The 21,629-nt window shown below is 72.1% G+C and carries 15 protein-coding genes; 6 read left to right on the top strand and 9 right to left on the bottom strand.

Annotated elements, in window-relative coordinates:
• Positions 1 to 27 precede the first annotated feature (27 nt).
• Positions 28 to 798: an SDR family NAD(P)-dependent oxidoreductase gene (locus OTB16_RS15775; RefSeq protein ID WP_267720810.1), complete on the top strand. Its 771-nt coding sequence runs from the start codon at positions 28 to 30 to the stop codon at positions 796 to 798.
• Positions 799 to 858: 60 nt separating this feature from the next.
• Here the strand turns inward: OTB16_RS15775 and OTB16_RS15780 are convergent, their stop codons facing one another.
• The 6 genes from OTB16_RS15780 to OTB16_RS15805 form a co-directional block, all read right to left on the bottom strand.
• Entirely contained in the window at positions 859 to 1,380 is a 522-nt protein-coding gene (locus OTB16_RS15780) for a DUF4240 domain-containing protein (protein WP_267720811.1), read from the bottom strand.
• A gap of 144 nt (positions 1,381 to 1,524) precedes the next feature.
• Positions 1,525 to 4,209 (bottom strand): pyruvate dehydrogenase (acetyl-transferring), homodimeric type, encoded by a 2,685-nt coding sequence (gene aceE, locus OTB16_RS15785; protein WP_267720812.1) that lies wholly within the window; start codon positions 4,207 to 4,209, stop codon positions 1,525 to 1,527.
• Between the two features lie 231 nt (positions 4,210 to 4,440).
• Positions 4,441 to 5,064 carry a GntR family transcriptional regulator gene (locus OTB16_RS15790; RefSeq protein ID WP_267721011.1) on the bottom strand — a complete coding sequence of 208 codons (624 nt, stop codon included), beginning with the start codon at positions 5,062 to 5,064 and terminating at the stop codon, positions 4,441 to 4,443.
• A 131-nt stretch (positions 5,065 to 5,195) separates the two neighbouring features.
• Positions 5,196 to 7,061, bottom strand: coding sequence for a 2-oxoglutarate dehydrogenase, E2 component, dihydrolipoamide succinyltransferase (gene sucB / locus OTB16_RS15795; protein ID WP_267720813.1), 1,866 nt, complete (start codon positions 7,059 to 7,061; stop codon positions 5,196 to 5,198).
• Between the two features lie 54 nt (positions 7,062 to 7,115).
• A complete protein-coding gene (lpdA, locus tag OTB16_RS15800) occupies positions 7,116 to 8,504 on the bottom strand; it encodes a dihydrolipoyl dehydrogenase (protein ID WP_267720814.1) in 1,389 nt (462 codons plus the stop codon).
• Positions 8,505 to 8,813: 309 nt separating this feature from the next.
• Positions 8,814 to 10,343, bottom strand: a complete 1,530-nt coding sequence (locus tag OTB16_RS15805; protein WP_267720815.1) for a leucyl aminopeptidase — start codon at positions 10,341 to 10,343, stop codon at positions 8,814 to 8,816.
• Between the two features lie 346 nt (positions 10,344 to 10,689).
• Here OTB16_RS15805 and OTB16_RS15810 point away from each other — a divergent pair, with 346 nt between their 5' ends.
• The 5 genes from OTB16_RS15810 (at position 10,690) to OTB16_RS15830 (ending at position 17,534) form a co-directional block, all read left to right on the top strand.
• Positions 10,690 to 12,717, top strand: a complete 2,028-nt coding sequence (locus OTB16_RS15810) for a hypothetical protein (RefSeq protein ID WP_267720816.1) — start codon at positions 10,690 to 10,692, stop codon at positions 12,715 to 12,717.
• 91 nt (positions 12,718 to 12,808) lie between these two features.
• Positions 12,809 to 14,323, top strand: coding sequence for a GT4 family glycosyltransferase PelF (gene pelF / locus OTB16_RS15815; protein WP_267720817.1), 1,515 nt, complete (start codon positions 12,809 to 12,811; stop codon positions 14,321 to 14,323).
• Complete coding sequence (locus OTB16_RS15820) at positions 14,320 to 15,951, top strand: hypothetical protein (RefSeq protein ID WP_267720818.1); 1,632 nt, start codon at positions 14,320 to 14,322, stop codon at positions 15,949 to 15,951. The genes pelF and OTB16_RS15820 overlap by 4 nt, the downstream gene beginning before the upstream one ends.
• A gap of 87 nt (positions 15,952 to 16,038) precedes the next feature.
• Positions 16,039 to 16,698 (top strand): spherulation-specific family 4 protein, encoded by a 660-nt coding sequence (locus OTB16_RS15825; RefSeq protein ID WP_267720819.1) that lies wholly within the window; start codon positions 16,039 to 16,041, stop codon positions 16,696 to 16,698.
• On the top strand, positions 16,695 to 17,534 hold the full coding sequence (locus OTB16_RS15830; RefSeq protein WP_267720820.1) for an endo alpha-1,4 polygalactosaminidase: 840 nt from the start codon (positions 16,695 to 16,697) through the stop codon (positions 17,532 to 17,534). The genes OTB16_RS15825 and OTB16_RS15830 overlap by 4 nt, the downstream gene beginning before the upstream one ends.
• A 156-nt stretch (positions 17,535 to 17,690) precedes the next feature.
• Here OTB16_RS15830 and OTB16_RS15835 read toward each other — a convergent pair whose 3' ends face one another.
• From OTB16_RS15835 to OTB16_RS15845, 3 genes are all read right to left on the bottom strand, one after another.
• A complete protein-coding gene (locus OTB16_RS15835; RefSeq protein WP_267721012.1) occupies positions 17,691 to 18,884 on the bottom strand; it encodes a sensor histidine kinase in 1,194 nt (397 codons plus the stop codon).
• A gap of 116 nt (positions 18,885 to 19,000) precedes the next feature.
• Positions 19,001 to 19,657: a hypothetical protein gene (locus OTB16_RS15840; RefSeq protein ID WP_267720821.1), complete on the bottom strand. Its 657-nt coding sequence runs from the start codon at positions 19,655 to 19,657 to the stop codon at positions 19,001 to 19,003.
• Positions 19,658 to 19,710: 53 nt separating this feature from the next.
• Positions 19,711 to 21,606: a phosphatidylglycerol lysyltransferase domain-containing protein gene (locus OTB16_RS15845; RefSeq protein ID WP_267720822.1), complete on the bottom strand. Its 1,896-nt coding sequence runs from the start codon at positions 21,604 to 21,606 to the stop codon at positions 19,711 to 19,713.
• Positions 21,607 to 21,629 lie beyond the last annotated feature (23 nt).

A 21,629-nucleotide genomic window follows, 5' to 3' on the forward strand; every position in this document is an offset into this window, starting at 1 on the left:
GTGTCATCAACTCGTACGCTCACCCCCATGAACCGTTACGAAGGACGTCGCGTCCTCATCACGGGCGGTGGCTCCGGCATCGGCCGGGCCACCGTCCACCGCATCCTCTCCGAGGGCGGCAGGGTCCACACGGTGGACGTCAACGAGGCCGGCCTGACGGCCACCGCCGACCGCGCCGCGGCCGACGGCCACACGGACCGCCTCACCACGGCCGTCCTCGACATATCCGACGAGAACGCGGTCGGGCGGGGCGTGGCCGCGGCGGCCGACGCCCTCGGCGGGATCGACGTACTCGTGAACGCCGCCGGCATCCTGCGCTCCGCGCACACCCACCGCACCACGCTCGAAATGTGGAACACGGTCATCGGGATCAACCTGACCGGCACGTTCCTGATGATCCGCGCGTCCCTTCCGGCCCTGCTCGAGGGCGACCAGCCGGTCGTGGTCAACTTCAGCTCCACCTCCGCGTCCTTCGCCCACCCCTACATGTCCGCCTACGCGGCCAGCAAGGGCGGCATCCAGTCCATGACCCACGCGCTGGCCGCCGAATACAGCAAGCAGGGCCTGCGCTTCGTCTCCGTCGCGCCCGGGTCCATCGAGAGCGGCATGACCACCGGCACCGGCCCCGGCCTGCCCGAGGACACCGACTGGTCCCTCTTCACCAAGCTCGCCCCGGCTCTCGGCCAGGGCTTCGCCGGCCCGCAGACCGTGGCCGGCGTCGTCGCCATGCTCGGCTCGGAGGACGGCGCCTTCATCACCGGTACGGAGATCCGCATCGACGGCGGCACCCACTACTGACCCCCTGATACCCCTGCTGACCACCCCCGCCGACCAGCCACCCTGATCAGCGTCCGCCGATCAGCCCCTGAAGCGGTCCCAGAGCCGGGGGAAGCGCTCCGCGAGCACGGCTTCGTCCTCGAAGTCCAGCGGGGTGCCCTCCGGCTCTGCCGGCTGGAGCGGGACCCCCAGTTCCGGAGTGACCGCTCCGGTCAGCTGCTCGTACGCCTCGTCGGCCGCGTACCCCAGCTCCTCGCCGTCCCCGTCGATCTCCTCGTCGAACTCGCCCAGCAGCTCCGCCAGCTGGTCCGGGTCGTGCACCCCGCCCTCGAAGACCTCCCGGCCCTGCCCGATGAGCCAGCAGCGGAAGTAGTCGAAGGCGTCGTCGCTGGCCCCGTCGAGCAGGACCCAGGCGGCGCCCCACAGGTCCCAGGTATAGGCCCGGTTGTAGCGCGACTCGAAGTGCCGCGCGAAGTCCACGACGGAGTCGGGATCGAGTTGCGCCAGCCGCTCCACGAGCAGCTCGGCGTGCTCCTCAGGGTCGCCCTCGGCGGCCTCGCGGGTACGGTCGACGATCTCCCAGAACTCCGTCTCGTCCATCACGGCTCAAGCATCACGGCTCCGCCCCCGCGCCGCCACCGCGCACGGCGCGAAAAGGCCGGTGTCCGACCCCCGGGAGGGTCGGACACCGGCCTTTTCACGACACGGTGTTCCTACGGCGCGCCACCTGGCCGGTCGCGCGCGGCCTCAGAGGCCGTAGCGCTCCCGGGCCTCCTTGATGGCGGACACGGGCACCTCGCCGCGGCGGGCGAGCTGGGCCAGCGCGGCCACCACGATCGACTGGGCGTCGACACCGAAGTGCCGGCGGGCGGCCTCACGGGTGTCGGAGAGGCCGAAGCCGTCCGTGCCCAGCGAGGTGTAGTCCTGCTCCACCCACTGGCTGATCTGGTCCGGAACCTGGCGCATCCAGTCGGAGACGGCCAGCACCGGGCTGGTCACGCCCTCCAGCGCACGGGTGACGTACGGGGTGCGCACCTCGCCGCGCAGCAGCGCCTCGTCGCACTCCAGCGCGTCGCGGCGCAGCTCGCCCCACGAGGTGGCGGACCAGACGTCGGCGGCCACGTTCCAGTCGGCGGCGAGGAGCCGCTGCGCCTCCAGCACCCAGTGGATCGCCGTACCGGAGGCCATCAGCTGGACCTTCGGGGAGCCGGCGGCCGGAGCCGCCTCCGCCAGGTCGGCCGCCGTGTTGAAGCGGTACAGGCCGCGCAGGATGCCTTCCTCGACGCCCTCGGGCATCGCGGGCTGCACCTTCGGCTCGTTGTAGACCGTCAGGTAGTAGAAGACGTCCTCCGGCTGCTCGCCGTACATCCGGCGCAGACCGTCCTTGACGATCACCGCGATCTCGTACGCGAAGGCTGGGTCGTAGTTGAGCGACGCCGGGTTCGTGGACGCGATCAGGTGCGAGTGGCCGTCGGCGTGCTGGAGGCCCTCGCCGGTGAGCGTGGTGCGGCCGGCGGTGGCGCCGACGATGAAGCCCTTGCCGAGCTGGTCGGCGAGCTGCCACATCTGGTCGGCGGTGCGCTGCCAGCCGAACATCGAGTAGAAGATGTAGAACGGGATCATCGGCTCGCCGTGCGTCGCGTACGACGTGCAGGCGGCGATGAAGTCGGCCATGGCGCCGGCCTCGGTGATCCCCTCGTTGAGGATCTGGCCGTCCTTGGCTTCCTTGTAGTACATGAGCTGGTCGCGGTCGACCGGCTCGTACGTCTGGCCCAGCGGCGAGTAGATGCCGGCCGACGGGAAGAGGGACTCCATGCCGAAGGTGCGGGCCTCGTCGGGGACGATCGGCACCCAGCGCTTGCCGGTCTCCTTGTCCCGCATCAGGTCCTTGACGAGCCGGACGAAGGCCATGGTGGTGGCCATCTCCTGCTTGCCGGAGCCCTTGAGCAGCGGGGCGAAGGAGCGGTCCGCCGGAGCCGGCAGGGCGACCTGCTTGACCTTCCGGGCCGGGGCCGGGCCGCCGAGCGCGGCGCGGCGCTCGTTCAGGTACCGGACCTCGGGGCTGTCCGCGCCCGGGTGGCCGTACGGGACCTGGCCGTCGACGAAGGCGCTGTCCGGGATCGGGAGGCCGAGCTTGTCGCGCATGCTCTTGAACTCGTCGACCGTCAGCTTCTTCATCTGGTGGTTCGCGTTCTTCGACTCGAACCCGGCACCCAGCGTGTAGCCCTTGACGGTCTGCGCGAGGATGACCGTCGGCGCGCCCTTGTGCTCCAGGGCGGCCTTGTACGCGGCGTACACCTTGCGGGGCTCGTGGCCGCCGCGGGAGGTGTGGAAGCACTCGGCGATCTTCGCGTCGGAGAGCAGGCCGCCCAGCTGCGTCAGCTCGGCGTCGGCGCCGAAGAAGTGCTGCCGGATGTAGGCCACGTCGCGGGTCGCGTACGTCTGGAACTGCGCGTCCGGTACCTCGCGCAGGCGGCGTACGAGCGCGCCCGTGGTGTCCAGCTGGAACAGCTCGTCCCAGGCGGAGCCCCACAGGGACTTGATGACGTTCCAGCCGGCGCCGCGGAACTGGGCTTCCAGCTCCTGGACGACGCGGAAGTTCGCGCGGACCGGACCGTCGAGGCGCTGCAGGTTGCAGTTGATGACGAAGGTCAGGTTGTCGAGCTGCTCGCGGGAGGCGAGGGCCAGGGCGGCGGTCGACTCGGGCTCGTCCATCTCGCCGTCGCCCAGGAAGGCCCAGACGTGCGAGTTGGCGGTGTCCTTGATGCTGCGGTTCTGCAGGTAGCGGTTGAACCGCGCCTGGTAGATCGCGGACAGCGGGCCGAGGCCCATGGACACCGTCGGGAACTCCCACAGCCACGGCAGGCGCCGCGGGTGCGGGTAGGACGGCAGGCCGTTGCCGCCGGACTCCTGGCGGAAGTTGTCGAGCTGCTGCTCGGAGATCCGGCCGTCGAGGAAGGCACGGGCGTAGATGCCGGGGGAGGCGTGGCCCTGGATGTAGAGCTGGTCGCCCGATCCGTCGGCCTCCTTCCCGCGGAAGAAGTGCTGGAAGCCGGTCTCGTAGAGCCACGCGGCGGAGGCGAAGGTGGCGATGTGGCCGCCGACGCCGTACTTGGAGCCGCGGGTCACCATGGCGGCCGCGTTCCAGCGGTTCCACGCGGTGATCCTGGCTTCCATCGCCTCGTCACCGGGGAACTCCGGCTCCGCGGCGGTGGGGATGGTGTTGACGTAGTCCGTCTCCAGCAGCTTCGGCAGGGCGAGGCCGGCGGCCTCGGCGTGATGGAGCGTGCGGCGGAGCAGGTATTCGGCGCGGCGCGTACCGGCGGCCTTGGCGACGGCGTCGAGGGAGGCCGCCCATTCGGCGGTCTCCTCGGTGTCGCGGTCCGGGAGCTGGTCGAGCTCGCTCGGAAGCTTTCCTACGGGGTCGGACATCGGTGTGCGCCGCCTTCCGGACAAAGGAGAGGTGGTGAAGAAATCCCTGACGGGCAGGACAGGGCTGGCGGACCTGGTTGAGGTCCGCGATGACTGTAAATCGCTGATCGATGATCGATCAAATGAAAGTGGCGAAGAAATGTCCATCCGACGAAAGTCGGCACCGCGTGCCATTAAATAAGGCACGCAGTGCCGGTCAAATGGGGGCGATCCGGGCGGCTGGCGATCCGGTCAGGCGCGCGGCGCGCACCCCAGGACGTGCCGCTTCACGAGCAGACCGATGTCGGGGTCCTGGCTGCGGAAGGCCGCGACGAGCGCCTCGTGCTCCTCGGCGTAGGACTTCTGGACCGTTCCCAGCCACCGGATGGACAGGGCTGTGAACACCTCGATGCCCAGGCTCTCCCAGGTGTGCAGCAGGACGCTGTTCCCGGCCGCCCGCACCATCTCCCGGTGGAACCCCACCGTGTGCCGCACCTGCGCGGTGCCGTCGTCGGCGCGGTCGGCCTCCCAGAGGGCCGCCACGTGCGGCTCCAGCGCCGAGCAGTCCGCCGCCAGCCGGGGCGCGGCCAGCTCGGCCGCGATCTGCTCCAGGCCGGCCCGGACCGGGTAGATCTCCTCCAGGTCCGCCGCCGAGAGGTTCCGTACGCGCACGCCCTTGTTCGGCGCCGACTCGATCAGCCGCAGGGTCTCCAGCTCGCGCAGGGCCTCCCGTACGGGCGTCTGGCTGACCTCCAGCTCCACCGCGATGCGGCGCTCGACGATCCGCTCGCCGGGCTTCCAGCGCCCGCTGACGATCCCCTCCACGATGTGCTCGCGGATCTGCTCGCGCAGCGAGTGCACGACGGGTGGGGTGATCATCGGGACTTCATCTCCTGGTGGCTGGCAGGGTCACGCGGGGCCTGATGCGTAGACAATACGGCGGCGCCCCCCTCCGGAAGTATTCCGGACGGGGGCGCCGACGGTGAGGCTGGTTACAAGCCGCCCGGTTACAGGCCGAGCTCGACCTCGAACTCCCCGGCCTCGAGGATCGCCTTGACGGCCGAGAGGTACCGGGCCGCGTCCGCGCCGTCCACCAGACGGTGGTCGTAGGACAGGGTCAGGTACGTCATGTCGCGGATGCCGATGTTGGTGCCCTCGGCGGTCTCGATGACCACCGGGCGCTTCACCGTGGCACCGATGCCCAGGATGGCGACCTGGTTCGGCGGCACGATGACCGTGTCGAACAGCGCACCGCGCGAGCCGGTGTTGCTGATGGTGAAGGTCGCGCCCGACAGCTCGTCCGGCGTGATCTTGTTGCCGCGGACCTTGGAGGCCAGGTCGGCGGTCGCCTTGGAGATGCCCGCCAGGTTGAGGTCGCCCGCACCCTTGATGACCGGGGTCATCAGGCCCTTCTCGGAGTCGACGGCGATGCCGATGTTCTCCGAGTCGAAGTAGGTGATGGTGCCCTCGGCCTCGTTGATCCGGGCGTTGACGACCGCGTGGGCCTTCAGCGCCTGGGCGGCGGCCTTGACGAAGAACGGCATCGGGGACAGCTTGACGCCCTCACGGGCGAGGAAGCCGGCCTTGGCCTTCTCGCGCAGCTTCATGATCTTGGTGATGTCCACCTCGACCACGGAGCTGAGCTGCGCCTGCGAGTGCAGGGCCTTCATCATGTTCTCGCCGATGACCTTGCGCATGCGGGTCATCTTGACCGTCTGACCGCGCAGCTCGGACACCGCGGCGGCCGGGGCCTTCGCGGCGGGAGCGGCGGCGGCCGGAGCCGGTGCGGCGGCGGCGGCCTTGGCGGCCTCGGCGGCGGCCAGGACGTCCTGCTTGCGGATGCGGCCACCGACACCGGTGCCCGAGACCGCGGACAGGTCGACGCCGGACTCCGTGGCGAGCTTGCGCACCAGCGGGGTCACGTACGCGCCCTCGTCACCGGCGGAGGCCGGAGCGGCGGGGGCGGCGGGCGCGACCGGAGCCGGAGCGGCCACGGGGGCCGCAGCGGCCGCCGGGGCGGCGGGCTGGACCGGAGCCGGGGCGGCCACGGGGGCCGGAGCGGCCGCCGGAGCCGGAGCCGCCGGAGCGGGAGCCTCGGCCGGAGCAGCCGGAGCAGCCGGAGCCGCCGGAGCAGCCGGAGCCGCCGGAGCAGCCGGAGCGGCAGCCTCGGCCGGAGCCGGGGCGGCAGCGGCCGGGGCGGCGGCCGGAGCCGCACCCGCGACGCCGATGACGGCGAGACGGGCGCCGACCTCGGCGGTCTCGTCCTCGGCGACCAGGATCTCCAGCAGCGTGCCGGCGACCGGCGCGGGGATCTCGGTGTCCACCTTGTCGGTGGAGACCTCGAGCAGCGGCTCGTCGGCCTCGACCGACTCGCCGACCTGCTTCAGCCAGCGGGTGACGGTGCCCTCGGTGACGGACTCGCCCAGGGCGGGGAGCACGACGTCGGTGCCCTCGGCGGAACCGCCGCCGGTGGCCGCGTCGGCGCTCGGGGCCGGAGCCTCGGAGCCGGCCGGGACCTCGGTGGACGGGGCGGCCTGCGGGGCCTCGGCCGCGGGGGCCTCGGCAGCCGGGGCCGGAGCCTGGGCGACAACGGTCTCGGCCTCGGCCGGGGCGGCGGCCGGAGCCGCGTCGCCCGAGCCGTCGTCGATGACGGCCAGTTCGGCGCCGACCTCGACGGTCTCGTCCTCGGCCACCTTGATGGAGGCGAGGATGCCGGACACGGGCGAGGGGATCTCGGTGTCGACCTTGTCGGTCGACACCTCGAGCAGCGGCTCGTCGGCCTCGACGCGCTCGCCCTCGGCCTTCAGCCAGCGGGTGACAGTGCCCTCGGTGACGCTCTCACCGAGCGCCGGAAGGGTTACGGAAACCGACATGGTTTCAGTTGCTCCTAACGAATGTGCGGAAGTGGTCGTCGCGCCCGTGACGAATTAGTCGTGGGAGTGAAGCGGCTTGCCGGCGAGGGCCAGGTGGGCCTCGCCCATCGCTTCGTTCTGGGTCGGGTGCGCGTGGATGAGCTGCGCGACCTCGGCCGGCAGGGCCTCCCAGTTGTAAATGAGCTGGGCCTCGCCGACCTGCTCGCCCATCCGGTCACCGACCATGTGGACGCCGACCACGGCACCGTCCTTGACCTGGACGAGCTTGATCTCGCCCGCGGTCTTGAGGATCTTGCTCTTGCCGTTGCCCGCGAGGTTGTACTTGAGGGTCACGACCTTGTCCGCGCCGTAGATCTCCTTGGCCTTGGCCTCGGTGATGCCGACGGACGCGACCTCGGGGTGGCAGTACGTGACGCGCGGCACACCGTCGTAGTCGATCGGGACGGTCTTGAGACCGGCCAGACGCTCCGCGACCAGGATGCCCTCGGCGAAGCCGACGTGCGCGAGCTGGAGGGTCGGGACGAGGTCGCCCACGGCCGAGATGGTCGGCACGTTGGTCTGCATGTACTCGTCGACCAGGACGTAGCCGCGGTCCATCGCGACGCCCTGCTCCTCGTAGCCCAGGCCCTGGGAGACCGGCCCGCGGCCGATGGCGACCAGCAGTACCTCGGCCTCGAAGGCCTTGCCGTCGGCCAGCGTCACGCGGACGCCGTTCTCCGTGTACTCGGCCTTGTCGAAGAAGGTGCCGAGGTTGAACTTGATGCCGCGCTTGCGGAACGCGCGCTCCAGCAGCTTCGAGCTGTTCTCGTCCTCGACCGGCACGAGGTGCTTGAGGCCCTCGACGACGGTGACGTCGGTGCCGAAGGACTTCCACGCCGAGGCGAACTCGACGCCGATGACGCCGCCGCCCAGGACGATCGCGGACTCGGGCACGCGGTCCAGGACCAGCGCGTGGTCCGAGGAGATGATGCGGTTGCCGTCGATGTCCAGGCCCGGCAGCGACTTCGGCACGGAGCCGGTCGCCAGGAGCACGTGGCGGCCCTGGACGCGCTGGCCGTTCACGTCGACGGAAGTCGGGGAGGAGAGGCGGCCCTCTCCTTCGATGTAGGTCACCTTGCGGGAGGCGACCAGGCCCTGCAGGCCCTTGTACAGGCCCGAGATGACCTCGTCCTTGTACTTGTGCACACCCGCGATGTCGATGCCCTCGAAGGAGGCCTTGACACCGAACTGAGCGGCTTCGCGCGCCTGGTCCGCGATCTCACCGGCGTGCAGCAGAGCCTTCGTGGGGATGCAGCCGTTGTGCAGGCAGGTGCCGCCGAGCTTGTTCTTCTCGATCAGCGCAACGTCGAGACCCAGCTGGGATGCGCGGAGCGCCGCGGCGTAACCGCCACTGCCACCGCCGAGGATCACTAGGTCGAAAACGGTGCTGGCGTCGTTCGCCACGTCACGTCCTCCATGCATGTGCGCCGGGCACCGGTCCTCTGTGACCGGGCGGCGGCTGGTAATCGGCCGCTGGTTTCGTCGGCCCTGTGGTGGGGGCCCTGTCCTGCCGAGAACCCATCTTCGCATTTGTCGGGGGAACGCGGGACGCCGGGCCCACCATGTGACCGGTCGTTCTGCCCGAAGGCAGGGTTACCGCTGCGTAGAAACCTGCGGATTTCGTCGTGGGCCGACCGCCGCCGGGCGCACCACGGGCCCTGACCGGCTGTTCGATCAAGGCCCGGAGTGCGTCAGGTCTCACACGCGACAGCGTCAGCCCAGGTCGCCCGTGGCCGTGCGCTCGGCCAGCCGCACCAGGGTGCGTACGGCGGAGCCGGTGCCGCCCTTGGGGGTGTAGCCGTGCGGGGCGCCCTCGTGGAAGGCGGGGCCCGCGATGTCGAGGTGGGCCCAGGTGATGCCCTCGCCGACGAACTCCTGGAGGAAGAGGCCGGCCACCAGGCCGCCGCCCATCCGGACGCCCATGTTGGCGATGTCGGCGGTGGGGGAGTCCATGGACTTGCGCAGGTCCGCGGGGAGCGGCATCGGCCAGGAGGCCTCGCCGACCTCTTCCGCGATCTCGTGGATCGAGGTGCGGAAGGCGTCGTCGTTCGCCATGATCCCGAAGGTGCGGTCGCCCAGGGCCATCACCATGGCGCCGGTCAGGGTCGCGACGTCGATGATCGCGTCCGGGTTGTCCTCGGAGGCCTTGGTCAGCGCGTCGCCCAGGACGAGGCGGCCCTCGGCGTCGGTGTTGAGGACCTCCACGGTCTTGCCGCTGTACATGCGCAGCACGTCACCGGGCTTGGTGGCGGAGCCGGACGGCATGTTCTCGGCGAGCGCGAGCCAGCCGGTGACGTTGACCTGGAGGCCCAGCTTCGCGGCCGCGACGACGGCGGCGAAGACGGCGGCGGCGCCGGCCATGTCGCACTTCATCGTCTCGTTGTGGCCGGCCGGCTTGAGCGAGATGCCGCCGGAGTCGTAGGTGATGCCCTTGCCGACGAAGGCCAGGGTCTTCTCCGCCTTGGCGTGGGTGTACGAGAGCTTCACCAGGCGCGGGGGGTTCTCCGAGCCCTTGCCGACGCCCATGATGCCGCCGTAGCCGCCCTTGACGAGGGCCTTCTCGTCCAGGACCTGGACCTTGATGCCGTTCTCCTTCGCGGCCGCGGAGGCGACCGCGGCGAAGGCCTCGGGGGTCAGGTCGTTCGGCGGGGTGTTGACCAGGTCGCGGGCGATGTTGACCTCGGCCGCGACGATCGAGGCGCGCTCGGCGGCGGCCTTGTGGTCCTTGTCGCGCGGCTTGGCGCCGAGCAGGGCGATCTCCGCGAGCGGCAGCTTGGGGCCGGCGTTCTTGGAGCCCTTCTTCTCGCCGCCCTGGTAGGCGGTGAAGGCGTACGCGCCGAGCAGCGCGCCCTCGGCGACCGCGGTGACGGCGGAGGCGTCGTCCAGGGGGAGCGCGAAGGCGGCCTTCTTGGCGCCGTGCAGGGCGCGGGCGGCGGCGCCGGCGGCGCGGCGCAGCACCTCCTCGTCGTACGACTCGTCCTCGTCCGGGAGGGTGCCGAGTCCGACCGCCAGCACGACCGGGACCTTGAAGCCGTCCGGGGCCGGGAGCTTGGTGATCTCCCCTTCGGAGCCCGAGGCCCCGAGCGCTTCGAGTACGGCGGCGAGCTTGCCCGCGTACGCGGCGTCCACGGCCTCGGCGCCCGCGGCGGCGAGGGGGCCCTTGGGGCCCTTCGCCACGCCGACCACGAGGGCGTCGGCGCGCAGCGTCGCCGCGCCGGCAGTGCTGAGAGTCAGAGCAGTCACGGTGGTGAGGTCTCGCTTCCGTATGTATGTGTGGGCCGAGTGGGTGGACGGCCATCCGTGGCGATCGTATTCGGGCCCGGGCGCCGCCGGAAATGAGCGTACGCGCCCGGCCTCGTCCGCACGCCACTCGAAGATTTGGCAAGTTGTTCGATCAAACGGCCATTGGGTTCACCCGTCTGTGGACTCTGCTCCAGGTTTGCCTCGTAGACCTGACGAGGTCCGAAAGACTCGGCCCACTCTCGCAAGGGGACGCGGGGTTCCTTTGCATGATTTCCACAGTGCCTCCCCGGCCCGGCCGTCCGCCCAGGGCCGCTGTCGAGGGATGCCTGCGGGGGGAAAGGCCGAAATGGTCAACAAGAACCGGAGGAACAGGGTCGCCGCCGCCATGGCCGCGGCAGCCCTGGTATCCGTCGCCGTACCCGTCGCGTCCGCCACGGCGGCCGTGACACCGCGCATCGACCTGAAGGTGCTGGTCGTCGACGACGGCGGCACCTCGGTCGAGGCGATCACCGCGGAGCTCCGGGACACCGGAGTCCCGTTCACCCGCGTACAGCTGGGCAGCAGCGGCCGCCCGGTCATCAACGCGGCCTACCTCAGCGACACGGTCGACGGCCGTCCGCGCGCCAAGTTCCAGGGGGTGGTCCTGCCGAACGAGAACCCGTTCGGGGAGGGCTCGGCGGAGATGGCGGCACTGGCCGCCTACGAGACGACGTACGGGATCCGCCAGGTCGACGCCTACACCTGGTCCCACCCGGGCGTGGGCCTGGAGTACACCGACAACGGCGGCTACGGCGGCCAGCTCGACGGCACCCAGGCCGCCGTCACCGCCGCCGGCAAGGCCGGACCGTTCGGCTACCTCGGCGGTCAGGTCGCCTTCGAGGACAACTCGCCCCTCGTCCCCGAGAGCTACGGGTTCATGGGCAAGCCGCGGGCCGGCTACACCAGCTACCTCGACGCCCCCGTCGGCTCCGGACGGGCCTCGCTCGTCGGCGAGTACACCCACGACGGGCGCAGCGAACTGGTCGTCACCTTCGGCTACAACCAGTTCCAGCAGCAGTTCCGGCTGCTGGCCCGCGGGATCGTCGAATGGCTCACCCAGGGCGTCCACCTCGGCCAGAGCCGCAACTACTTCGCGGTCCACGTCGACGACGTCTTCGCCCCCGACGCCCGCTGGAGCAAGGAGCTCAACTGCACGCCCGGCGACTACGCCTGTCCGGGCGGCGAGGGCCAGGAGAGCACCATCCGGATGACCGCCGCCGACGCGCAGTACGCGGCGCAGTGGCAGACGGCCAAGGACTTCAAGCTCGACATGCTCTTCAACGGCGGCGCCGGCGAGGAGTGGAAGACCGCGAACGGCGGCGTCGACGCGATGACCGCTCAACTCGTCGCCGACCGGGCCAAGTTCCGCTGGATGAACCACACGTACACGCACCCGTTCCTCGGCTGCGTCCAGGACGTCACCACCTCCCCCTGGACCTGCCAGAAGAACGCCCAGGGCGCCATCCAGTACATGAGCCGCGCCGAGATCTCCGCGCAGATCCGCGACAACAACAACTGGGCGGCCGCCAAGGGCATCACCACCGACCGCACCGAACTGGTCACCGGCGAGCACTCCGGCCTCAAGACCAACCCGCAGCAGCCCCAGGACAACCCCAACCTGGCCGGGGCCCTCGCCGACAACGGCGTCAAGTGGGCCGGCAGCGACAACTCGCGGGAACCCGCGCAGCGTGCCGTCGGCGCCGCCCTGACCGTCCCCCGCCACCCGATGAACGTGTACTACAACACGGGCACCAACGCGGAGATGGCCGACGAGTACAACTGGATCTACACCAGCCGCGCCCACGGCGGCAGCGGCATCTGCGAGGACAACCCGGCGACGTCCACCTGCCTCCCGGCCCCGGTCGACGCCGTCACCGGCTACCTGGACCACATCGTCCCCCAGGAGGCCCGGACCGCCCTGCGCCACGTCCTCACCAACGACCCGCGCCCGCACTACGTCCACCAGTCCAACCTCGCCGAGGACCGCACCCTCTACCCGGTGCTCAACCAGGTTCTCGACACCTACCGCACGCTTTACGCGCCCACCGCGCCGATCGTGAACCAGAGCATGAAGGACACCGGCGTCGAGCTCAGCCGCCGCGCGGCCTGGGACAAGGCGCTCGCGAACAACCAGGTCACCGCCTACCGCATCGGCACGGCCGTCACCGTCAAGACGCCCTCCGGAGTGGTCGCCCCGGTGACCGCCCCCACCGGCACCAGGAAGCAGATGCTCCTCGGCACCGCCGACTTCGGCACCGCCTACGCCGGAACCCGCTCCACCTGGACCTCGCCCGAGCTGCTCCAGGGCGCCGTCACGCTCAAGCTGCCCAGCTGACCGTCCCGCGAGCCGTCACCCGTACCACCTAGCGCCGGCGCTCCGAACCCAAGGGCGCCGGCCCCTTTTCCGTCCTGGGGGGACACACCACATGAGCCATGGGCGTCATGTCACCATGCTCACCGAAGGCACCTACCCGCACGTCCACGGCGGCGTCAGCACCTGGTGCGACCAACTGGTGCGCGGCATGCCGGAGGTCGACTTCAACGTCATAGCCCTGACCGGTTCCGGACGGGAGCCGGTCACCTGGGAACTCCCGCGCAACGTCTACCGCCACACCGCCGTCCCGCTCTGGGGTCCTCCGTCCGGCCGCGGCCGCCGCACGACCCTGCGCGGCAAGGCCCACCGCCGCTTCACCCGGGTGTACGAGACCTTCCTGCTCTCCCTGCTCGACCCGGACCACGGCGGCTTCTCCGAAGCCCTGCGCGAACTGGCCCTCCTCGCCCGCGCCGGGAAACTCGCCCCGGCCCTGCGCTCCGAGTCCGTCCTGCGCCTCCTGATGACCGTCTGGACCCGCCCCGGCCTCACCACCGCCGAGGCCCGGCCCACCATCCACGACGCGCTGACCGCCACCGACCTGCTGGAACACGCGCTGCGCCCGCTCTCCGTACGGATACCGCCCGACAGCGTCGCGCACGCCGTCAGCAGCGGCCTCGCCACCCTCCCCGCGCTCGCCGCCAAGTACCTCGACGACGTGCCCTTCCTCCTGACCGAGCACGGCATCTACCTGCGCGAGCGCTACCTCGGCTACCGCACCTCCGCGCAGCGCTGGCCCGTCAAGGCCCTGATGCTCGGCTTCTACCGCGGGCTCAACACCGAGGGCTACCGGCAGGCCGACCTGATCACCCCGTGCAACCAGTACAACCGCCGCTGGGAGGAGCGCGGGGGCGCCGACTCCGAGCGCATCCGGACCGTCTACAACGGCGTCGACCCGCACGCCTTCCCCGAGGCCGGCCCCGAACCCGAGGTGCCCACCCTCAGCTGGTGCGGACGTATCGACCCGATCAAGGACCTCGAAACCCTCATCCGGGCCTACGCGTTCATGCGCGAGGAACTGCCCGAGCTGCGGCTGCGCCTCTTCGGCCCGGTCCCCGCCGGCTGCGAGGGCTACCGGCTCCGGCTGGAGGAACTCGCCGCCGAACTCGGGGTGGCCGACGGCATCAGTTACGAGGGCCGCATCGACCAGGTCGCCCGGGCGTACGCGGCCGGCTCGGTCGTCATGCTCTCCTCCATCAGCGAGGGGTTCCCCTTCAGCATCATCGAGGCCATGTCCTGCGGCCGCACCACCGTCTCCACCGATGTCGGCGGGGTCCGCGAGGCCGTCGGCGACACCGGCCTCGTCGTACCGCCGCGCGAGCCGGAGACCATGGCCCGTGCCACCCTCGCCCTGCTCCGCGACGGTGAACGCCGCGCCGAGCTCGGCCGGATGGCCCGCAAGCGGGTGGTGGAGAAGTTCACCCTCCACCAGTCCGTGGACGGCTTCCGGCACATCTACCGGGAACTCGCCGGCCAGCCCGTCCTGCCCGTCCACGAGGGCGACGACTGGACCCAGCGGCTCGCCGACCCCTGGTACCGGGAACTCGCGGCCGACGGGAGCCCGTGGTGAGCGGATCCCTCTGGCTCAAGGCCCCCGGCCCCGAAGGCGGCTGGGTACCCGTCGGCTCCGCCGCCGCCCGCCGCGGCCCGCGGCGGGCGGGCGGCGCCCCCGGCGTGCCGGGCCCGGCCGGGCCGCACGGCCCGGCGGTGGACACCCTCCCCGCCGTCCCCCGGCCGCGCCGCGGCATCCCGGCCGCCGACCCGATGGACGAACTCGCCGACCGGCTCGGCCTGTTCATCTCGGCGGCCGTGCACCCCGACGAGATCGCCGCCATCCTCGAATCCGACGGTATGACCGACGAGTACATCCGGCTCACCTACGGCCGCCCGGACTCCTTCGGGCTCGCCGAGGAGCTATTCGCCCGGGTGCCCCGCGCCTACCCGGAACCCGCGGACGCCGCCGACCCCTGGAAGGTCTCCCTCACCGCCTGCCTGCTGCGCGGGGTGATCTTCGCGCTGCCCGGCCTGGCCTACGTACTGGGCGCCCCCCTCCTCGACGGCCCCAGGGACCGCCTGGGCCTGCCCGCCGGGACCCTGACCCTGGTCGCCGGCGCCCTCATCGGCTGGGTCTGGGACCAGACCCTGTCCCACCGGGCGTACTCCTGGCTCGGCCTCGGCGACCGGGCCGCCGCCGGACGGACCCTGCTCGTCGGCGCTCCCGCCGGGTCCCTGCTGGGCACCGCCGCCGCGCTGGCGGTGCCCGGCGGGCCGCCGTTCTCGTACGCCTTCGCCGCGGGCCAGGCCCTCTACGTCGGCGCGGCCACCGTCCTGCTCGTCCTCGGCCGCGAACGGGTGCTCCTCGCCGCACTCGGCCCGATGGCCGCCGGCGCGGTCCTCGCCCTCTTCACAGACCTGCCCGTGCCGGTGCGCATCACCCTGCTCGCCGTGTCCCTCGCGGCCGCCTGCACCCTGGCCGTACGGGAACTGCCGCTCGCCGCCGGCCTGCGCGGCGCCCGACGGCGCGTCCGGGGATGGGCGGAGCGCCGCCCGGGCGCCGGACCGGTGCGCTGGCAGATGCTGCGCGGCGCCGAGGAGGAGCACACCCCGCGCGGACCCCGGCTCGGGGACTCCGTGCCGTACGGGGTCTTCGGCCTCGGCACCGGCCTGCTCGTGCTGTACGCGGCCCTCGGCGAGGTGCTGGCCGGCGGCCCGGCCGAAGCCGTCGCCGCCCCTTCGGCGGTGGCCCTCACCCTCAGCATGGGCCCCGCCGAATGGCTGCTCCACCGGTTCCGCAGCGGCAGCCTCGCCGGGCTCCGGGCGGCCCGCTCGCCCCGCGCGTTCTGGGGCCGGATGCTCACCACCCTCGCCCAGTGCCTCGCCGCCTACCTGGTGGTGCTGCTGGCCCTGGGCGTGACCGGAACGCTGCTCTGGCCCGACGCCCCCGTCCTCACCGGCGTGCGGGTCGCCACCCTGCTGCTGCTCGGCGCCGTGATGTGGACCGGGCTGCTCCTGCAGTCCTTCGGGGCGGTCCGGCCCGCCGCCGTGGTCTGCGCCTCGGCCGCCGTCGCCCAGAGCCTGGCGCTGCTGACCGGGTTCGGACAGCCCCGGATGGTGCAGCTGGTGGTCGCCGCCACGGCCGCCGCCGCCCTGGCCGTCCTGGTCTGCCTGCTCCTCGGCCGCGCCACGGCCCACCGCTGACCCGGGCGGCCGCCCGACTTGCCCGAACCCGCCCGGACCTGTCCGACCCGTCCGACCCGCGAGCCGTACGACGAGAAGAAGGACCCCATGCTGCTGGTGCCCCTCTACGAGCACCCCGCCGACCGCCCCGAGGACTGGGAGCGGGTCATCCGGTCTGCCCGACGGCTGCACTCCGTCGTCCTCAACCCCGACAGCGGGCCCGGCAAGGCCCCCGACGAGCGGTTCGCCCTCGTCGCCGAGCGGCTGCGCGAGGCCGGGGTCCCCGTCCTGGGATACGCCGACACCGACTACGGGCGGCGCCCGCACGCCGCCGTGGTGCAGGACCTGCTGCGCCACCGAGACTGGTACGGCACCGACGGGGCGTTCCTCGACCAGGCCGCCTCCGGCCCCGACCTGCTCGGGCACTACGGGCGGCTCTCCGTCGCCGCCCGTGCCGCGGGCGCCCGCACCCTCGTCCTGAACCACGGGGTCCACCCGCACCCCGGCTACGCCGCACTCGCCGACCTCCTCGTCACCTTCGAAGGCCCCTGGGACGCCTACCAGGACGCCTCGGCCGTGCCGCCGTGGACCGCCGACCACCCCGCCGAGCGGTTCTGCCACCTCGTGTACGCCGTCCCGCCCGGCGCGCCCGCCGAACTCGCCGGGGAACTCGCCACCGAACGCGGCGCGGGGGTGCACTGCGCGGTCCCGGGCGGCGGCGCGCACCCGTGGGGGACCCTCCCGTACGCCCTGGAGGCGGCGGGATGAATTGTTTCCCCACCGGGCCGCCGCGCTGGCGGGCCCGCCTGCTGCTGCTCGTACCGCTCCTGCTCCTCGCCGCGTGCACGACCGCACCGGAAGAGGACGACGAGGAGCCCTACCCGTGGCCCGAACAGGCGCCGGGGGAGCGGTGGCAACCCCGGCCGGGGGTGGGCTGGCAGTGGCAGCTCACCGGAAAGCTCGACACCTCGGTGAACGCGCCGGTGTACGACGTCGACGGGTTCACCACGACGGCCCGGCAGGTCTCCGCGCTCAAGAAGGCCGGGCGCAAGACCATCTGCTACCTCTCGACCGGCGCCTGGGAGGACTTCCGGCCCGACGCCGACGCCTTCCCCGAGGAACTGCTCGGCCAGGGCAACGGCTGGGAGGGCGAGCGCTGGCTGGACGTACGGCGGCTGGACGCGCTGGAACCGCTGATGGCGAAGCGGTTCGACATGTGCCGGGACAAGGGCTTCGACGCGGTGGAGCCCGACAACATGGACGCCTACCAGAACCCCTCCGGGTTCCCGCTCACCGCCGGCCACCAGCTGGCGTACAACCGGCTGATCGCGAAGCTCGCCCACGACCGGGGGCTGGCCGTCGGCCTGAAGAACGACCTCGACCAGATCCCGCAGCTCGTCGGGGAGTTCGACTTCGCCGTCAACGAGCAGTGCGCGCAGTACCGCGAATGCGACCGGCTGACCCCGTTCATCGAGGCCGGCAAGGCCGTCTTCCACGTCGAGTACGAGCTGCCGGCGGACCGGTTCTGCACGCGCTCCCGCGAGCTGGGTCTCAGCTCCCTGGAGAAGAAGTACGACCTGGACGCGTGGCGCAAAGCCTGCTGAACCGCCCTTTTTTGGCGGCTCGATTCGCCTCCGGGGCGCCGAAGCCTGGCTCACGGGGCCGTGCGTGCTCGAAAACCCTCGTTCCTCGGGTTTCCTCCGCGCGCTCGGCCCCGTTCCCCAGGCGCGCCCCTTCGGCTCACTCGCCTGGGCCGGGGGTCAGAGGGGGAGAACGGCGTGTACCCGGTAACCGCCGCCGAACCGGGGCCCGGCGAAGCAGGAGCCGCCCAGGGCGCCCGTCCGTTCGCGCATGCCGAGCAGCCCGTGGCCGCCGCCCGGATCGGCCGGCTCCGCGCCGGGGGCGGCGGCCGGGGAGCCGCCGTCGTCCAGTACGGTCACCTCCACCGAGGGCCCGACCCGCACCACGCTCACCTCGGCGCGGGCCTCCGGGCCGGCGTGCTTGCGCACGTTGGTCAGCGCCTCCTGGATGACCCGGTAGGCCGCCAGGTCCACCGCGGCGGGCAGGGCGCCCGGGTCGCGGTCTCCGGCCCCCGGCCCCAGCTGGACGATCACCGCGACCGGCAGGCCGGCGTTGCGGAAGGTGTCCACCAGCGCGTCCAGTACGGCCAGCCCGGGTGCGGGCTCGGTGGGCGCCTCCGGGTCGCCGGACTGGCGCAGCAGCCCCACCGTCGCCCGCAGCTCGTTCAGCGCCGAGCGGCTGGCGTCCCGTACGTGGGCCAGCGCCTCCTTGGCCTGGTCGGGGCGCTTGTCCATGACGTGGGCGGCCACCCCCGCCTGCACGTTGACCAGGGCGATGTGGTGGGCCACGACGTCGTGCAGGTCCCGGGCGATCCGCAGCCGCTCCTCGGCGACACGCCGCCGGGCCTCTTCCTCGCGGGTCCGCTCGGCCCGTTCCGCCCGCTCCCGTATGGCGTCGACGAAGGCCCGCCGGCTGCGGACCGCGTCCCCGGCGGCGGCGGCCATCCCGGTCCAGGCGAAGATGCCGAGGTTCTCCTGCGCGTACCAGGGCAGCGGTCCGGCCAGCATGGCCACGCCCGTCAGGCCCGCCATGGTGAGCAGGCCGATCCGCCAGGTCGTGGGCCGGTCGGTGCGGGCGGCCACCGTGAACAGCGCGATCACCGCGCACATGACGACGGGGGCCCGCGGATCCCCGGTGGTCAGCTCCAGCAGCGACAGCGCGCAGGTCACGGCCAGCACGGTGCGCGGCCGACGGCGCCGCAGCACCAGGACGACCGCGCCGAGCAGCATCAGCAGCAGGGACAGCGGCTCGGGGTCGCGGGTGCCGAAGGTGGGCCCGTGGGGGCCGTGCGGATCGGCGTAGGAGCCGACGACCATGGCGACGAACGCCCCGAACGCCAGCACGGCGTCGGTCGCGAGCGGATGGTCCCGCATCCACAGCCGGGTGGGCCCGAACGGCCCGGGGGGTGTCGTCACCCGGATACGGTACGGCCTGCCCGGACCGGGACCGGGACCGGGACCGGTCCCGGTCCCGGTCCCGGTCCGCCGCGCTAGTGGGTGTCCACGGGCGGCGGGCGCCGCAGCGGAGGGGCCGCGGAGCGCTCCGGGCCCCGGGCGGCCCGGACCAGGCACACCGCCATGACGGCCGCGATGGCGGCGAGGTGCTCCTTGCCGGCGAGGTTGTCCTTGACCAGGACCTCGCCGATCATCGCCAGGATCACCAGGGCGCCGGTCAGGTAGGCCCGGTAGCTCCAGCACACGTATATCGCGAGCCCCACCACCGCCGCCGAGGGCCCGGTGTCGTTGACGATGCGGTCGGACACCGGCAGGCCGAAGGGGTGGTCCGGGCTCAGGGACAGCCCGATCCGCGCGTACGTGGTGCCGGCGAGGGTGGCGACGTAGCCGATGAGCAGGGTGCGCCACCAGCCGATGCAGATCTCCGAGATCCCGAAGACGAGCAGGATCTGCGCGAGCGCCCCCCACACCGGGAGGTCCAGGGCGGGGACGAACAGCGACAGGGGAGTGCGCAGCAGGGCGAGCCACAGCGGGTCGACCGCTTTGACGGACCCGAGGTTCTGGACGGGCTGGAAGCCCCAGGAGGTGTTCTGCACGATCTGGAAGACCGAGGTCAGACAGACCGCGCCGAGGGTCATCGGGACCGCCCGCCACTTCTCGTGGACGAGGGCGTTCCGGACGGTCCAGAACATGGGTCCCCACTCGCGCCGGGCGAACCGGCGCGAGGGGGACGTGGTCCGCGCTGTCAACGGCGGGTCTCCAGGTGTCTGCGGTGCAGCCACTTCGGAAGGCCGGGGGCCTCCAGGAAGCCCTCGGCCCGGCCCGCCGCGATGCCGATCCGCAGCAGGTCCGAACTCTTCTCGAAGAGCATGAACCGCGGTTCCCAGATCGGCCGGTATTTGGCATTGGCCCGGTAGAGGGACTCGATCTGCCACCAGCGGGAGAAGAAGCTCAGCAGCGAGCGCCACATCCGCAGCACCGGACCGGCGCCGAGGCGGGACCCGCGCTCGAATACGGACCGGAACATCGCGAAGTTCAGCGAGACCTGCGTGACCCCGATCTCCTTGGAGCGCTCCAGGAGTTCGATCACCATGAACTCCATCAGGCCGTTCTCCGAGTCCCGGTCGCGGCGCATCAGGTCCAGCGACAGGCCCTTCGGCCCCCACGGTACGAAGGACAGCACCGCCCGCAGGTCGCCGTTGCCGTCGGTGCACTCCAGCATCACGCACTGGCCGTCGCCGGGATCACCCAGCCGGCCCAGCGCCATCGAGAAGCCGCGCTCGGTCGCGCCGTCGCGCCAGTCGTCGGCGCGCAGCAGCAGTACGTCCATCTCCTCGGCGGGGATGTCGGCGTGGCGGCGGATGCGGACCGTGTACCCGGCCCGCTTCACGCGGTTGTACGCCTGCCGGACGGTCCGCATGGCGCGGCCGTCCAGGGTGAACTCGGCGGTCTCCACGATCGCCTCGTCGCCCAGCTCCAGCGCGTCGAGGCCGTGCCGGGCGTAGATCTGCCCGGCCTCCTCGCTGGCGCCCATCACGGCCGGCACCCAGCCGTGCTCGCGGGCCTCGGCCAGCCACGGCTCGATGGCTCCGGGCCACGCCTCGGGGTCGCCGATCGGGTCGCCCGAGGCCAGCGAGACGCCGCCGACGACGCGGTAGGTGACGGCGGCCTTGCCGGTGGGGGACCAGATGACGGACTTCTCGCGGCGCAGCGCGAAGTAGCCGAGCGAGTCGCGGTCGCCCTGCCGGGCGAGCAGCGCCCGCAGCCGCTCCTCGTCCTCCTCGGAGAGGGGGTCGACGACGCGGCGGGAGCGGAACGCGGCGAACAGCACGGCGAGCAGCAGCAGCATCGACATCACGTTGACGACGACGTCCACCCAGCCGGGCGTGGTGATCGCGCGCGAGGCCTGGGCGTCGGGCGCCAGGGTGATCAGCCGCATCACCCCGTACCGCCAGCGGGCCAGGAAGGTGGCCTCGGAGCTGTCCGGGTCGGTGTTCGTGACGCCGACGAGCAGCGCCGCGACCAGAGAGGTGACGAGCAGGCCGACGGCGGCGACGAGGGTGGCCAGCGCCGGATTGGAGCGGTCGCCACGGGCGTAGAACTCCCGGCGGCCCAGCCACAGGGAGCCGACGAACGCGGCGGTCAGGCCGAGGGACACCCAGTTCTGGGCGTGGTCCCGGAACTCCGGGTAGCACAGGCTCAGCTCGCCCTGCGTGCACGGTGCGAACGCCGCGGTGGCGAAGGCCAGCAGCAGCGCTCCGCCCAGCACCAGGTTCAGGATCCACGCGGCCCGCTTGCGGCGGCCCATCGTGACCGCCAGCAGCAGCGAGAACAGCCCGGAGGCGAAGCCCGCCGTGAGGAGGTACGGGGTGTAGAAGTCCTCGGTGTTGTGCCGCCGCAGGTCCTGCCCGAGCGAAAGCCACACCGCGCTGAGGAAGTTGACGAAGGTGACGACGCGCAAATACCAGACGGCGAACGCCGCGCCCCGTCGTGAGCGCGCGGTCCCCCGGCCGGTCTCCCGGCCGCCGCCCGCCCCCTTGCCGGCGGGGTCGCCGCCGGCCTCTTTCCTTCCGGATGCCGAGCCCGGTGCCTGTGACGCGCCGCGGTCGGTTTCTACGCTGGTCAAACGGACCTCTCCCATAAAAAGCGATCATATGGGGCGCC

Origin of the sequence: Streptomyces antarcticus (genome assembly GCF_026627255.1) — a bacterium.
Taxonomy (GTDB): Bacteria; Actinomycetota; Actinomycetes; order Streptomycetales; family Streptomycetaceae; genus Streptomyces; species Streptomyces antarcticus.

Excerpts from the sequence above, each read along its gene's own strand:
- OTB16_RS15775 (WP_267720810.1), top strand. The coding sequence starts at position 28 with ATGAACCGTTACGAAGGACGTCGCGTCCTCATCACGGGCGGTGGCTCC.
- aceE (WP_267720812.1), bottom strand. The coding sequence starts at position 4,209 with ATGTCCGACCCCGTAGGAAAGCTTCCGAGCGAGCTCGACCAGCTCCCG.
- sucB (WP_267720813.1), bottom strand. The coding sequence starts at position 7,061 with ATGTCGGTTTCCGTAACCCTTCCGGCGCTCGGTGAGAGCGTCACCGAG.
- OTB16_RS15810 (WP_267720816.1), top strand. The coding sequence starts at position 10,690 with ATGGTCAACAAGAACCGGAGGAACAGGGTCGCCGCCGCCATGGCCGCG.
- pelF (WP_267720817.1), top strand. The coding sequence starts at position 12,809 with ATGAGCCATGGGCGTCATGTCACCATGCTCACCGAAGGCACCTACCCG.
- OTB16_RS15825 (WP_267720819.1), top strand. The coding sequence starts at position 16,039 with ATGCTGCTGGTGCCCCTCTACGAGCACCCCGCCGACCGCCCCGAGGAC.
- OTB16_RS15830 (WP_267720820.1), top strand. The coding sequence starts at position 16,695 with ATGAATTGTTTCCCCACCGGGCCGCCGCGCTGGCGGGCCCGCCTGCTG.
- OTB16_RS15835 (WP_267721012.1), bottom strand. The coding sequence starts at position 18,884 with ATGCGGGACCATCCGCTCGCGACCGACGCCGTGCTGGCGTTCGGGGCG.
- OTB16_RS15840 (WP_267720821.1), bottom strand. The coding sequence starts at position 19,657 with ATGTTCTGGACCGTCCGGAACGCCCTCGTCCACGAGAAGTGGCGGGCG.
- OTB16_RS15845 (WP_267720822.1), bottom strand. The coding sequence starts at position 21,606 with ATGGGAGAGGTCCGTTTGACCAGCGTAGAAACCGACCGCGGCGCGTCA.